At 58.7% G+C, this 14,619-nt stretch carries 10 protein-coding genes; 2 read left to right on the top strand and 8 right to left on the bottom strand.

The window, feature by feature from the left end:
• Nucleotides 1-12 precede the first annotated feature (12 nt).
• The 5 genes from lipA to Q4E11_RS03755 all read right to left on the bottom strand — a co-directional run bounded on the left by lipA (nt 13) and on the right by Q4E11_RS03755 (nt 7,751).
• Nucleotides 13-1,071, bottom strand: coding sequence for a lipoyl synthase (gene lipA / locus Q4E11_RS03775; protein ID WP_303163799.1), 1,059 nt, complete (start codon nt 1,069-1,071; stop codon nt 13-15).
• Nucleotides 1,072-1,080: 9 nt separating this feature from the next.
• On the bottom strand, nt 1,081-1,899 hold the full coding sequence (gene lipB / locus Q4E11_RS03770; RefSeq protein WP_303163798.1) for a lipoyl(octanoyl) transferase LipB: 819 nt from the start codon (nt 1,897-1,899) through the stop codon (nt 1,081-1,083).
• Nucleotides 1,900-2,087: 188 nt separating this feature from the next.
• Nucleotides 2,088-3,713, bottom strand: a complete 1,626-nt coding sequence (locus tag Q4E11_RS03765; RefSeq protein ID WP_303163797.1) for an inorganic phosphate transporter — start codon at nt 3,711-3,713, stop codon at nt 2,088-2,090.
• A gap of 333 nt (nt 3,714-4,046) precedes the next feature.
• Nucleotides 4,047-6,053 (bottom strand): 2-oxoglutarate dehydrogenase, E2 component, dihydrolipoamide succinyltransferase, encoded by a 2,007-nt coding sequence (gene sucB / locus Q4E11_RS03760; RefSeq protein WP_303163795.1) that lies wholly within the window; start codon nt 6,051-6,053, stop codon nt 4,047-4,049.
• 159 nt (nt 6,054-6,212) lie between these two features.
• On the bottom strand, nt 6,213-7,751 hold the full coding sequence (locus Q4E11_RS03755; RefSeq protein WP_303163794.1) for a leucyl aminopeptidase: 1,539 nt from the start codon (nt 7,749-7,751) through the stop codon (nt 6,213-6,215).
• A gap of 227 nt (nt 7,752-7,978) precedes the next feature.
• Here Q4E11_RS03755 and Q4E11_RS03750 point away from each other — a divergent pair, with 227 nt between their 5' ends.
• A complete protein-coding gene (locus Q4E11_RS03750) occupies nt 7,979-9,094 on the top strand; it encodes a branched-chain amino acid aminotransferase (protein WP_303163793.1) in 1,116 nt (371 codons plus the stop codon).
• Nucleotides 9,095-9,388: 294 nt separating this feature from the next.
• Entirely contained in the window at nt 9,389-11,557 is a 2,169-nt protein-coding gene (locus Q4E11_RS03745) for a VWA domain-containing protein (protein WP_303163792.1), read from the top strand.
• Nucleotides 11,558-12,045: 488 nt separating this feature from the next.
• Here Q4E11_RS03745 and Q4E11_RS03740 read toward each other — a convergent pair whose 3' ends face one another.
• The 3 genes from Q4E11_RS03740 to Q4E11_RS03730 all read right to left on the bottom strand — a co-directional run bounded on the left by Q4E11_RS03740 (nt 12,046) and on the right by Q4E11_RS03730 (nt 14,605).
• The gene (locus tag Q4E11_RS03740) at nt 12,046-12,918 is read right to left on the bottom strand and encodes an adenosylcobinamide-GDP ribazoletransferase (RefSeq protein WP_303163791.1); all 873 of its coding nucleotides are present in this window, start codon (nt 12,916-12,918) and stop codon (nt 12,046-12,048) included.
• Nucleotides 12,919-12,923: 5 nt separating this feature from the next.
• Nucleotides 12,924-13,961 carry a nicotinate-nucleotide--dimethylbenzimidazole phosphoribosyltransferase gene (gene cobT, locus Q4E11_RS03735; RefSeq protein ID WP_303163790.1) on the bottom strand — a complete coding sequence of 346 codons (1,038 nt, stop codon included), beginning with the start codon at nt 13,959-13,961 and terminating at the stop codon, nt 12,924-12,926.
• A gap of 77 nt (nt 13,962-14,038) precedes the next feature.
• Nucleotides 14,039-14,605: a bifunctional adenosylcobinamide kinase/adenosylcobinamide-phosphate guanylyltransferase gene (locus tag Q4E11_RS03730; RefSeq protein WP_303163789.1), complete on the bottom strand. Its 567-nt coding sequence runs from the start codon at nt 14,603-14,605 to the stop codon at nt 14,039-14,041.
• Nucleotides 14,606-14,619 lie beyond the last annotated feature (14 nt).

Raw genomic sequence — 14,619 nt, 5'->3', positions numbered from 1 at the left:
GGCCACTTTTTTCTAAGAAACAGGGGCAGACGACGTCACTGGAGTGTCCTCCGATGCACCGTAGCGATCCAGCAGAGTGGATGCTTCCTGTAGCGCGCGGTCGCTGCCATTGTCGTCGGCAAGCGATGCGAGATGAGCTGGAAGTTCCTGACCACGGTGTGCGAGCGCGCGGGCGTAGAGACGGCCTGCGCGGTAGGAGGAGCGAACCAGCGGACCGGCCATGACACCGGCAAAGCCCATCTCTTCGGCGGCCTCGGAGAGTTTGACGAACTCCTCCGGTTTGACCCAGCGGTCGATGGGGTGGTGCAGCGGGGTCGGGCGGAGGTACTGCGTAATCGTGATGATGTCGCAGCCCGCGCCGTGAAGGTCCCCCATGGCGGAGATGATTTCGTCGTACGTCTCGCCCATGCCCAGAATGAGGTTGGACTTGGTGACCAAGCCGGCCTCGCGAGCGCGGGTAATCATTTCCAGCGAGCGCTCGTAGCGGAATGCGGGGCGAATGCGCTTGAAGATGCGCGGCACAGTCTCCAAATTGTGTGCGAAAACCTCTGGCTTGGCATCGAAGACCTGCTGAGCAGCTTCTTCGTCGCCGCGGAAGTCATCGACCAGCAGCTCAACGCCGGTGTTCGGGTTGAGCTCATGAATCTGGCGGCAGGTCTCTGCGTAGAGCCAAGAAGCGCCATCGGGCAAATCATCGCGGGCAACGCCGGTGATGGTGGCGTAGCGAAGATCCATCTCGCGGACGGACTCTGCGACACGACGAGGCTCGTCCTTGTCCAGCGGATCCGGCTTTGCTGAGTTGATCTGGCAGAAATCGCAGCGGCGAGTGCACTTGTCACCGCCGATGAGGAAGGTGGCCTCGCGGTCTTCCCAACACTCATGGATATTCGGGCAACCGGCCTCCTGGCAGACCGTATGCAGCGATGCCCCAGAGACACGGTTCTTCATGTCCTTGTAGCTAGGGCCCGGGCGGACCTGGTTACGAATCCACCGAGGCTTGTTTTCGATAGGGGTCTCAGCATTTCGTGCTTCGACCCGCAGCAACTTACGTCCTTCTGGCTTAACAGTCACAGGTTCACCCTACTTGTTAGTTGATGAGTACTCGAATATGCCGGTGGCAGAGTTGTGCTTCACCTGGTCATGGTGGCTACGGTGTGGCAGCCCCTTAGTCGGGTCCGGTGCCGAACCAAATGAATGGTCCGCGACAGTCAGACGCCCCTCCAATGCATCACGCAGATCCGCCAGCAGTGGTTCTGTCATGTCAGCGACGGTAACATCTCGCTCAAGCTCGCTGGACAAGGTGGTCACGCCCGCATCCGAGATGCCACACGGGACGATGTAGTCGTAGAACTCCATCGTGTTATCGCAGTTCAGGCTGAGGCCATGCATGGTCACACCGTGAGTGACGCGAATGCCAAGTGCGGCGACCTTGCGGTCTTGCTTTCCATTGGACTCTGGCACCCACACACCAGAGCGGCCATCAATCCTGCCGGCTGCTGTGACACCTGCGCGCCGAACAGCCTGGATGAGGGCTTCTTCCAGTCGGCGAACGTAATCCACGACATCGACAGGTGTGGCGAGCTTAATGATGGGATACATCACTAGCTGTCCTGGGCCGTGCCAGGTGATTCGGCCACCACGGTCCACGTCGACCACCGGGAGTCCGTTGATCGGGCGATCCTCCGGTTGCGTGCGCTTGCCCGCCGTATAGAGGCTGGGATGCTCAAGGACGAGAATCTGATCTGGAATTTCGTCCTTTGCACGCTTAGCGGCCAGGTCAGCCTGGAGATGCCAGGTGTCCATGTAGTCGACTAATCCGAGATGCTGAACTTCAATCTCACCTGCGGAATCCCTGATGGATTTATCTGCGCGAGTGAAAGGTTTTCTTGGGGCAGTCATGGTGGTTCATAGGATACGCCGAATTCGATGCGGTCTCAGATTTTGGAATAGTTCGGTGAAGCGGAGCAGGTAATCAGCCGATATAAAAACGCCCCGGCAGTCACTTTTCGTGTGACCGCCGGGGCGGAGAAAGAGGTGGAGTAGGGGAGCCGGGAGAGCGGATGCTCTAGTGAATGGCTCCTCCGGTTTTAACCGAACACCGCACGCAGGATGGCCACGGTGACAGCGGAGATTGCTGCAGCGGCCGGAAGGGTAATGACCCAAGCCAGAGCAATCGGCTTCATCAGGTTCCAGTTAGCAGCGCGGTTAACGATACCGACGCCGAGGACGGCACCAATCAGGATGTGGGTCGAGGAGACCGGCAGACCCATGATCGATGCAATCATCACGACGGCGGCGGCGGAAAGCTCTGCAGCGAAGCCGGATGCCGGGTGGATCTCAGTCAGGCCCGAACCGACGGTCTTAATAACGAAGCGACCGATGAACCACAGACCAGCGACCAGGGCAACACCCATGGTGACCATGACCGCGAGCGGAACTGCGGACTCGGAAGAAATCTCATTAGTACGCAGAACATCGAGAATAGCGACGAACGGGCCGAGCGCGTTTGCGATGTCATTCGAACCGTGCGAGAAGGCGAATGCCGCAGCGGTGAAGACCTGCATCCAGCTGAACAACAGGAAGGTCGAGCGATCCAGATCCTGGCGCTTCAAGGTGCGGGCGAAGATGTAGACGGCCAACCAAACGGCAGTCGCAATCATGCCCATAATCAGGTAGTTGGCGAGGCTGGAGAGACCCAGGTGGAGGTTCTTCAGCCCCTTGAAAAGCATCATTGCCGAAATGACAACTGAGCCCAGTGCAGCCAGACCTGGGACCCAGGCCTCTAGCGCGCGGTGGGAGTTTACGTCGTCGACCTTGGACTCGATGTGAACGAGGTTGCGGAAGTATGGAGACTCGAGGTCATCCGGAGTCCAGTCATTCTCACGCATCGTGGTTGCGTCGCGCAGCATTGCGTTTGTGTATGCAATCTGCTCATGATCCGACAGCTTGTCGAAGGATTCGCGGTGCTCCTGTTTGAGCTGAGCCTTTTCCTTGCGAATCTGCTGAAGCTGCTTCTCAGCGCGCTCGTTGTAGACCAGAATGGACTTCTTAATACCGCCGAAAAGCAGGAATGCCACAACGCCACCCAGAACAGGGGAGAGGACCCAAGAGATGGCAATCTGACCGATCTGGCCCCACTGGACCATGCTCCAGCCGCCCTTGCCGGTGACAAAACCAACGCACAGGGCAGCGCCGACGATACCGCCGACGATGGAGTGGGTAGTGGACACCGGCCAACCCTTGCGGGTTGCCACCAACAGCCAGATAGCCGCACCAAGCAGTGCGGACATCATGATGAAGGCGAATTCCATGGGATTGAGGCCCTCAATAGCGTCGAGGTCCACAATGCCGGAACGGACAGTGTCGGTAACTTCGCCACCGGCCAGAACGGCACCAGAGACCTCGAACACTGCAGCCACAACAAGCGCCTGCTTCATGCTCAAAGTGCCAGCACCGACCGAGGTACCGAAGGAGTTAGCGACGTCATTACCACCGATATTGAACGCCATAAAGATGGCGAATGCGATGGTGATTAGCAAAATTGCTGTGTTTGCCTGTGGGCCGACGAAGTCGTACGCCCAGAAGACAAAGATGACGATGTTGATTGCGAGTAGGCCGCCGAAGAACAGATGCCACCACTTGTCCTGAGCTTGTGATTGCTCAGTATTTGTGGCCCCTGTCGACGTACTCGAATCTGCTGGAGCCGAGGACATGCTCCACCTTTCTAATTTACGTACTGAGGGCAAAATTAGGCGCACAAAATGAGCCTGCTTTCTCATGGTTTCTTAGATTGGTAACGTGAAACCTCAAAGAAAGTAGCCAAAAGGTTAACAGGAAATGAATTTACAGATTGGCAGTTTGTGAATCTGAGAATTCTGTTGCTGAACCGTAAAACGCCCATAGAAAAGCATAAACCGCCCAAATCGCTCTGTGCGATAAGGGCGGTTTATTGAGCAGGAGCTAGCCGAAGTAGCTGCCGTACCGCTGTCCTTCCCAATCAATATCCCCGGTATGGGGGATTTACCGATAGGCGGGGCGGGGCGACCTTAGAGCTGCAGATCAGACTCGAAGTCAGCGACCTGGAGACGGTCAACAACGGTCGTCATGAAGCGACCCGCATCGGCGCCGTCAATCAGGCGGTGATCGTAAGTCATCGGCAGGTAGACCATTGCGCGGACTGCAATTGCATCCGAGCCGTCATCGGTGATGACAACAGCACGCTTCTTGATTGCGCCGGTGCCGACCATTGCAGCCTGCGGCGGAACCAGAATCGGAGTGTCGGTCAGGGCGCCTTCAGAACCAATGTTGGTGATGGTGAAGGTGCCACCGGACAGATCGTTCGGAGTCAGCTTGTTGTTGCGAGCGCGGTCTGCGATGTCCGCGATTGCATTAGCCAGCTCCGGCAGAGACATGTCCTGTGCGTTGTGGATGACCGGGGAGAGGAGGCCACGCTCGGTGTCGACGGCGATGCCCAGATTGACCTCGTCGTGGTAGGTGATCTCCTTGGTCTCTTCGTTCCAGGAAGCGTTGACGTTCGGGTGGTTAACCAGAGCCTCAACAATTGCCTTGGCGAAGAACGGCAGGAAAGTCAGCTTAGCGCCGTGCTTGCGCTCGAACTCTGCCTTCTTAGCAGCGCGCAGGTCCCAGATCTCAGTCATGTCTGCCTCGTGGACCTGGGTCAGCTGTGCAGAGGTCTGCAGCGACTCAAGGGTCTTGGCGGCGGTAATCTCACGGATGCGGTTGACACGCTTGGTGGTGCCACGCAGCTCAGCGAGCTCTGGGCGAACGCCCTTGGTGGACCAGTTGGAGCCAGACTTCTCAGAACCAGCGTCCTGGCCACCTTCAGCAGCACGCAGAACGTCCTGCTTGCGGATGCGGCCACCGATTCCCGAGCCCTCGACCTTGGTCAGGTCAACGCCGTACTTTTCAGCCAGCTTGCGAACCAGCGGGGTGACGTACGGAACATCCTGGTTTGCGGACTTCTTAGGCTGTGCCTTCGGAGCTTCCTTCTTCGGCTCTGGCTTAGCCTCAGCCTTCGGCTCCTCCTTCTTCGGAGCTTCCTTCTTCGGTTCCGGCTTAGCCTCGGCCTTCGGCTCTTCCTTCTTCTTCGCAGCCTTTGGCTTGCCGCTGCCAACGCGGGCGATGACCTCGCCGACGTCAACGGTGTCGTCCTCGTCGTAGAGGACCTCAAGCAGGGTGCCTGCGACTGGGGAAGGAATTTCGGTGTCGACCTTGTCGGTGGAGACCTCCAGCAGAGGCTCGTCGACCTCGACGGTGTCGCCGACCTTCTTCAGCCAGGTAGTAATGGTGCCCTCGGTGACGGACTCGCCGAGTTCCGGCATCTCAACATCGGTGGCATCGCTAGAGTCAGCAGTCTCATCAGCGTCGTCAGCCTCAGCTGCCGGCTCTTCAGCCTTCTCAGTCGGAGCCTCGTCCTTCTCAGTGGCATCCTCAGCAGCCGGTGCAGCGTCAGCGTCACCAACGCGGGCGATGACCTCGCCGACGTCAACGGTGTCGTCCTCGTCGTAGAGGACCTCAAGCAGGGTGCCTGCGACTGGGGAAGGAATTTCGGTGTCGACCTTGTCGGTGGAGACCTCCAGCAGAGGCTCGTCGACCTCGACGGTGTCGCCGACCTTCTTCAGCCAGGTAGTAATGGTGCCCTCGGTGACGGACTCGCCGAGTTCCGGCATCTCAACATCGGTAGCGGAACCGGAAGCGGCCTTCTTTGGGGCCTCTTCCTTCTTCGGCTCTTCAGACTCTTCCTTTGGAGCTTCCTCCGCGGAGTCATCAGAGTCACCGGAATCCTTGGCCTCACCAGGTTCGCCGACCTTGGCGATGACCTCGCCGACATCTACGGTGTCGTCTTCTTCAAAGAGAATCTCGGTGAGAACACCGGCGACCGGAGATGGAATTTCAGTGTCGACCTTGTCGGTGGAAACCTCGAGCAAAGGTTCGTCGACCTCGACGGTGTCGCCGACCTTCTTCAGCCAGGTAGTAATGGTGCCTTCGGTTACTGATTCACCGAGCTCGGGCATCTCAATAGAGGTCGCCATGTTTGTGCACTCCTCGAAAGTAAGAAATCTCGTTATAAGACGGTTATTACAAACAAGCTTACAGGTTGAAAACTTAGCTTGCGCGTGGGCAGTTTCCGCTGTCGGCGAGGCGCGCTATGCACCTCGCCGACAAAGCGAATCCCCCGGTAGTGTGACCGGCTAATTCGTTGCCAAATCCTCAATCACGGAGAACATGGTTCGAACAGGAACGCCGGTGCCCCGCTTCGGGGTATAACCATACTCCCCAGTCGTATTGAAGGCCGGGCCGGCAACGTCAATGTGCACCCACTCAACATCATCGGCGACAAACTCGCGCAGGTATGCCGCAGCAACGCTCATGCCACCGAAACGGGAGCCAGTGACATTGCGAAGGTCGGCAACTGGCGACTGCAGAGCCTTGGCCAATTCCTCTGGAATCGGCATTGCCCAACCATTTTCGCCAATGCCCTGGGACAGCTCAGCAACACGGTCGCGGAACTCATCTGTGCCCAGTACACCAGGAGTGCGCTCACCAAGTGCAACCAGTTGTGCGCCGGTCAGGGTGGCGGTGTCAATCAAATGAGTTGGCTTGTCTTCGCAAGCGCGAACAATTGCATCAGCCAGTACCAGGCGACCCTCGGCATCGGTGTTGAGAATCTCAATGGTCTTACCGCCGTACTGCTCAATGACATCACCCGGACGGTATGCCTTGCCACCCGGCATGTTCTCGGCCATCGGCACGGTTGCCGTCACCGGTGTGGAAACGCCCAGGCGAGCGGCCAGAACGGTGGTTGCCACAACTGCTGCAGCGCCGCCCATGTCCGAAATCATGTTTTCCATGTTTGCGCCCGGCTTCAGCGAAATGCCGCCGGTATCAAAAGTGATGCCCTTGCCGACCAGGCCCAGCGACTTCTCGGCCTTCTCATCGCCCTTCCAGGCCAGGCGCACCAGGCGCGGCCCGCGCGAAGATCCACCACCAACGGCATTGAGTCCACCGAAACCGCCGGCGCGCAGGGCTTCGTCGTCAAGCACCTCGACTTCAAGTCCAGCGTCGCGGCCCAATGCGGCAGCGACGTCGGCGAATGTCTCGGGGTAGAGGTGCGACGACGCCGTATTGACGAGGTCGCGTGCGGTATTGACGGCATCGACAATCGCCGCAGCGCGCTTTACGACGTCTTCGTCAGCGCCCAACACGACCACCTTTTGGGCGGCCTTATCGGAGTCCTCAGCACTCTTCTGGCCGGAGTAGGAGTAAGCGCCCAGTGCGAAGCCCTCAGCTGCCGCCTGCGGATCGATGGCGCCGAGCGTGTTAAAGACGACCTCTGCCTTGGACAGGCGGCGGGCAGCGGCACCGGAAGCGCGACGAATGTCCTCCGCGTCCAGATCCTCGGAACCAACGCCAACGCCGGTAACGCTTGCGGCGTTGATTCCAGCCGGGGCTGGGATGGTGGTGACGGACTCAGCCTTAGCGCTGGCCGAGACTGCTTCAAAAGCGGTGAGCAATTCCTCAGCAACCGAACCGATCGCCTCAGGAGCGACAAGCTCGAGGCCATCTTCGCCGTCGATAAGCGCGACCAGCACCGAGTCCGCGTCGGCGGGCAGCGACTCTGCGCCCTCGATGAGGACGCGCGTGCCGATCGCCGGGAGGTGGTCGGTCAAAATTGCGGCGTTGGGCGACTGAGCCAGCTGCGCCGAATCGGAGTTAGCGGGGACTGACATGAAATTGCATCTCCTTGTAGTCGTAGTATGTGGTACACCACCGTATCCCCATTTGTTGGTTCGTGTCCGACACCCCTGGATAGCGCATCGACTTCATACAGCGCCGCGACTTATGCCGTCACCATGCGACATGCGCCTGTGACGCTTCTTTTTAAGGCCCGCTAACCACGGCCTTATGGGGGCGTACTGCATTACAGCGCGCTCCTAGACGGTTTAGGATGAAATACATGTCTGCTTTGGAATTTGCAATCGAACGTAACCCGAATCCACTCTCTGATGCTGAGCGTGAAGAAATTCTTGCTAACCCGGGATTTGGTAAGTACTTCACTGACCACATGGTCCGAATTGATTGGTCGGTAGACAAGGGCTGGCACAACGCCAAGCTGCAGCCTTACGGTTCGATTGAGCTCCAGCCGTCGACCTCCGTGCTTCACTACGGCCAGGCAATCTTCGAGGGCCTGAAGGCCTACCGCATGCCGGACGGCTCGATTGTTACCTTCCGCCCGGAGCAGAACGCTCGCCGTTTTCAGGACTCCGCAGAGCGCATTGCCATGCCGAAGCTGCCGGAAGACACCTTCTTGGAGGCTATCCGCCTGCTGGTCGAGGCAGATGCCGATTGGGTTCCGCCAGCCGGTGGCGAGGAGTCGCTGTACCTGCGCCCGCTGATGTTCTCCACCGAGAGCACCCTGGGCGTTCACCCGTCGAATTCCTACACCTTCCTGCTGATGGCTTCGCCGGCAGGCGCTTACTTCTCCGGTGGCATCAACCCGGTGACCGTGTGGATTTCCCACGAGTACGTGCGCGCCGCACCAGGTGGTACCGGTGCTGCGAAGTTCGCCGGTAACTACGCTGCCTCCCTGGCCGCTCAGCAGCAGGCGGAGGAAAAGGGCTGCGACCAGGTCGTGTGGCTGGATGCTGTCGAGCGCACCTACATCGAGGAAATGGGCGGCATGAACCTGGCGTTCATTTACCCGGATGAGACCGCAGACGCCGGCGTTCGCCTGGTTACCCCGGCGCTGTCCGGTTCGCTGCTGCCGGGCATTACCCGCAAGTCGCTGCTGCAGGCTGCTGAGGATATGGGCATGAATGTCGAAGAGCGTCGTATTTCTACCGCGGACTGGAAGAACGATGCTGAGTCCGGCGCTATGAGCGAGGCCTTTGCCTGCGGTACCGCTGCTGTGATTACTCCGGTTGGTTTTGTGAAGTCCGCTGAGGGCGAGTTCGAAATCAACGGTGGCGAGACCGGCGAGTGGACCATGAAGCTGCGCGAGCGCCTGACCGGCATCCAGCACGGCGAGGTCGAGGACACTCACGGCTGGATCTACAAGCTGGTTGAGGCCTAAGAAGTCGGCGCCTAGAAGGTTGACGATGACGCAATCGGCGTGAGCGTGGTTGCGCTGAAGAATTAAATATGGTTTTAACCCCGGTCAGTTTTCCTGGCCGGGGTTTTGTTTTTGCTGGTGGCGGGGCGTTACGACGGCACTTGCGAGCCGGCAGCAGCAGGATTGTTCATCAATCGTTCATATAACGTTCGTTTACCGGACGAAATATTCTATTGTCGCCTAAATCACAGTGTGCCAATGTATTCAGTGTCGATTAAGTTTCTTTTTCATGGAAAATTAGTTTGAGGCGCTGTAATGTTCACAAATTATTTATTTTATAAAGGTCGGATTCCCCATGAGCCCGCAGGAGCAAGTGGGGAAGAGCGAGTCGAAATTAAGCGCACCGCAGCAGGAGTCATTGCTGCACTTCTGATTGCTGCATGGACCATTGGTTTTGCCGCCATTCCTACGCCAACGGCTGCCGCGCAGGAAGCTCCGGCGCCTGCCCCAGCGCCGAATCCGGTAGAGGGCGACGCCCCGCCCGCTCCCGCTCCCGCGCCCGCTGAAGGCGGTTCCGGGGAGGCCAAGGCAGAACTAATCATGGATCTGTCAGGCTCAATGCTTAACGACGATGCCGATGGCACCCGCCTGGATGCGGCGAAGCGGGCATCGACGGAGCTCATTGACTCCCTCCCGGATGATGCGCTGTTGGGCATGCTGGTGTACGGCCAGCGTGAGTCCAATGATGAGGCCAACCGTGAGCGAGGTTGTCAGGACATTGAGGTCCTCTCACCGGTTCAGCCGGTTGATAAGGAAGGGCTGAAGAGCAAGATTGCTGGCCTGCAGGCCAAGGGCTACACGCCAATTGGTAACGCACTGCGCAAGGCCGCTGAAGAGCTGGGGCCTAACGGTGAGCGGTCAATCATCCTGGTGTCCGATGGCATCGATACCTGTGCGCCTCCTCCGGTGTGTGAGGTTGCCAAGGAACTGGCTGGCCAGGGGCTTGGCCTGACTATTCACACCGTTGGTTTCAAGGTCGACGATGAAGCTCGTGCCGAGTTGGAATGTGTTGCACAGGCGACCGGCGGCCAGAGCATGACCGCGGACGATTCTGCCCAGCTGGCAGATCATATGAAGTTTTTGACGCAGCGTTCGGTTAAGGGATATGAGACCACAGGCACCCCGTTCGAATTCTCTAAAACCAAGGAAGACGCTAAGTGGTTAGGCGCCGGGCGCTACCAGACCACATTGGTACCTGAGGTGGCCAGCGATGATCGCACCCCGCTGTACTACCGCATTGCGGTACCGGAAGGGCATAATGCAATCGTTACTACTAAGGTGCTGCCGAATATTAGCGCTGACGGTAAAGGCCAGCAGGATGTCCGAGCGACAGTTGAGGAAATCCAAAATGAATCTGGCGGGCAGTGCCAGGATGATAAATCTATGGGGTCGCTATTCGGTGGCGAGGCAAGTGCAGAGTCCTGGAATCCGACAGCAGCCGCCGGAGGTTTTCTCCCGTGGGAAAGTGATCGTATCGACTCAAGCTGTGATCAGACCAAGTGGCTTGTCAACAACAATGTATGGGTCTATCAAAGTGACCAAAAAGCAGAATTCCGCGATACACCTGTCAAAGTCGAAGTCGAAGTTCAATTCGAGCCGGTGCTGAAAAAGCTCGACGCGGAAAATCTCCACGAGGGCTGGAACTCCACGGGAGGAGAAGACTCCTACAAGAAGGCAGCATTTGGTGAAGCCAAGCCAGTAAGTGGCGGTGCCAATGCCGCCCAGGCACCAGAGGTTAAGTCCGGGGACACGATTTCCGATTCTATCGTTCCTGGTGAACAGAAGTTCTACAAGATTCCAGTCGAGTGGGGTCAGCGACCGGTCGTTGCAGGACGCACTGGTAATTCGGAGCGCGATGATGTGGACACAATTGGTGCCATCATCATGAACCCGTTCCAGATGAGAGTCGAAAGTGGGCAGCTAAGCTTCTGGCGGGATTCAGATGACTTCAACATGTCGACATCACGCCCGATTGAATACAACAATCGAGAAAAAACCGGCGGAGACGAAGCTAACGCTGGCTATTACTACGTGTCAGTCCGAATGGCTAACTACCGTTCTGATGAGCAAAACCACGGCATTGATCAGCCATTCGAGTTGGCTTTCTTCCTTGACGGCAAACCTACAAAGGGGCCTGCCTGGCGTCCGACTGAAAAGAATGGCCCGACCCCGTCGGATAAGCCAATTCTGGCAAAGGGGGCTCCGAAGAAGGATGATTCGAAGTCCGCAGACGAGAGTTCAGAACAGAGCGCGGAATCTTCCGAAAGCCGAGCAGACTCCACTCAGCAGGCTGTTGACTCCTCGGAAGACGGAATGAGCCCGCTGGTCATCGGCACAGTTGTCGTAGTGATTCTGGTGTTTATCGGAGTCGCCGGTGCAATCGTGTACCAGAACAAAAAGGGCAAGCACTCACAGGATTCCTAGCACCAACTAGGACCTCGTGAAATTCGCGCCGGGCAGGGGAGCGGTTACGTTTTTCGCTGCGTCACCCTCCGCCGCAACCACATAACAAGAACTCACTGAGTGGTCAGCAATCGCACACCGCTCAGTGAGTTTTTTTGTTGCTCGTCCGGTTGCTCATCTCCGATGCAGGCCATCGAACTCAAAATCAGCCGCCTCGCAAACCACCAGCACAGCAATAACCCACAACACAGAAAAGCGCGCCCCGCGCATAGGGTGCAGCGAGACGCGCTTTTTTAATTAGCGGGAGGCTAGAAGGTGTGCTCGTTAATGGCGCCCCGGCAAACGGTCGACGCAAAATAATTTGGGCGAGCCCCGAAACGAGCCTCCTGTACTCCGCCTTCCCGGCGGTGTGACCTCAGAATACGTCCGCTTTCAAAGCCCCGTCAATAGTTCTTTTTATAGACAGCCCTAATGGGGGCAATAGTGTCAAAACTGCAGTTCAGAGGCCATCAGAAACCCAGTGCCAGCACTACAGCGGACACGGCACAAGTCGTCTCAATGACGGCTCCCAAAACATCGCCATTAACGCCGCCGAGCCTCCTCACACAGTGCCTCGTCAGCAGAAGTGCAACTATCAGACTCAGCAGACAAGCAATCACTCCCACCAGCCCAATTGCCCAGCCAGCCACAGCAATCAGCCCAATCCACCAGCAAGCTGCTGTCCCAATGGACTGCGTGCCAGCAACCAACGCACCAAAGCCAGTTTGCGAAAACGGCGGAAAGACGCGCCAGCAAGCAAGGACAGCACCAGCTCGAGAAATGACAAAAGGCAAGGCCAGCGCCACAATGCCACGCCACAGCTGGCCGTCGGCCCATAAGTCCACAGCAGTCGCTGAAAGTGCACCGAACGCAGCCGCCGACGATAGCAACGACAGGGCAATCGCGCCGACGCCCATAGGCCCCACATTCGGGTCGCGCAGCACCTCCCGAGCCCCCTCCGGCGGCTTATAGGAACCCAGCGCATCGGCCACGTCGGACAGTCCGTCCAGGTGCATCGCGCGGGTCAGCATTTGCGCTGCCACCATAATCAGGGCGCCGCCGAGCAACGGAGTGACGTCGTAAAGCGTGGACGTGCGTAACGACGCCGTCCAATACACGACAGCGGTGATCAGGACGGCCCCGGCGGCCGGGACGAGACCGGCGATGGGCACGGCTGCGATGGCGCGGCGGCCGGTGATGCGGTCAAAGACTTGTGCGCCTTTTAGAGGCACGACGGTAAGCCAGGACAGGGCGGTGCTGACCGCTTCGATGATGGCATTGCCGTGGGCGGAGAGGTCGCCGTCGAGGTTGTTCTGGTGAGTGGGGCCGGCCTTGTCGGACAATGCGATTAGTCCTTGGTGCTCACGCCTGCATCAGCGAAGGTCGCCATGTTGCGCAGGATGGAAACACCGGACTTGACCAGCGGGAGTGCAGCAACGGCGCCGGAGCCTTCGCCGAGGCGCATGCCGTATTCTAAAAGCGGCTGCTTGTCCAGGTGGCGCAACGCAATCGCATGCGCAGGCTCTGCGGACTGGTGACCGGCGACCCACCAGTCACGCGCGCCCGGGGCGAGCTGATCTGCCAGCAGGGCAGCGGAAGTCACCACAACGCCGTCCAAGATAACCGGCGTGCGACGAACAGCGGCCTGCGCCAGGAATGCAGCCATCGCAGTCAGGTCAGGCGAGGAAATGCGACGCAAAACCTCCAACGGCTCATTGCGCAGGCGGCGGACGCGGAACATGGCATCGCGCACAGCGGCGACCTTGAGCTTCCAGCCCTCGTCGTCGATACCGGTACCGCGACCGACCACGACAACTGGCTCGGAGTTAGTCACAGCGCCAATCAGAGCTGCGGCCGGAGTGGTGTTACCAATGCCGAGGTCACCAGCGATGAGCAGGTCGGCGCCTTCGTCGACGGCGGTATCAGCAATGGTGATACCAGCGCGAATTGCCTGGTCCAGCTCCTCCTCGCTCATGGCGTCCTCGCGGTCAATGGAGCCACAACTGCGGCGCACGTGGTACGGACCTTCGGCCTCGTGGTCAAGCGAGATATCAACAGCCGTAACACTGGCGCCGGACACCTCGGCGATGGCATTGACACCTGCGCCCTTGGCCTCGATATTGGCAAGCATCTGAATGGAAACCTCAGATGGATACGCGGACACGCCATTTTGCGCAACACCGTGGTCACCGGCAAAAACAAAGACTCGGCAATCATTGAGTTCCCGAGGAGGGCATTCGCCCTGGCAAGCAGAGACCCAAATGCCAAGTTCTTCCAACCGGCCCAGCGAACCGGCAGGCTTTGTCAACTGTTCATGGCGCGCACGAGCGGCCTGTTCAGACTGCTCATCGGGGCGTGCTACCGGTGCAAAAAAATCCGCGTTCATAACCTCAAACGCTACCCGAAACGCGATATCGATTAGCCATTGGGATAGGCTGAATGCCCCCGCTTACTTGCGCCCGTCTAGGAAGCCGCCTTGACCTCAAGCGGGCATCCCGCAACGACAAGGACAACGCGGTCACATTCGGCGGCGAGCTGCTGATTCAGCAGTCCAATTTCATCGCGAAAGAGCCGCCCCGAGCGGTGTTCGGGAATGACACCGAAGCCCACTTCGGGCGACACAATAAAAAGGTCAGCGCTCGCGGGCCAGTTGCTCACGGCGTCGACAAGCGGGCGCGTCCACGGCGCGACACTGCCGCGCGGCGCCTCCCACAGACCCTGCGCGTCGAATTGATGCGTCAGCCACGTGCCGACATCATCGAGCAGCACCCTTGGGTGCGCGTCGAGCTGCTCCGGGGCGGCGAGGACGATGGCGGCGTCGACATCATCAATCGTGCGCCACTGCACGCCCTGCGCTTGACGACGGCTCCGATGCTCGGCCACGCGGTCTTCAAAGTCGGTATCACCGGGCCATGGCCGTGCTGTCGCGATGTAATGCAGCACGGAATCGTGCCCAGCGGTGGCCAGCAACTCGCGCTCTGCCCACGAAGACTTGCCGGAGCGAGCGCCGCCTAAGACGAGAGTGCGCATGACTCTGCCTAGCG

This window comes from Corynebacterium sp., assembly GCF_030532195.1.
Taxonomy (GTDB): Bacteria; Actinomycetota; Actinomycetes; order Mycobacteriales; family Mycobacteriaceae; genus Corynebacterium.
The sequence above is the reverse complement of the archived record's forward strand: the minus strand, read 5'-3'. Positions and strand labels throughout refer to the sequence as shown.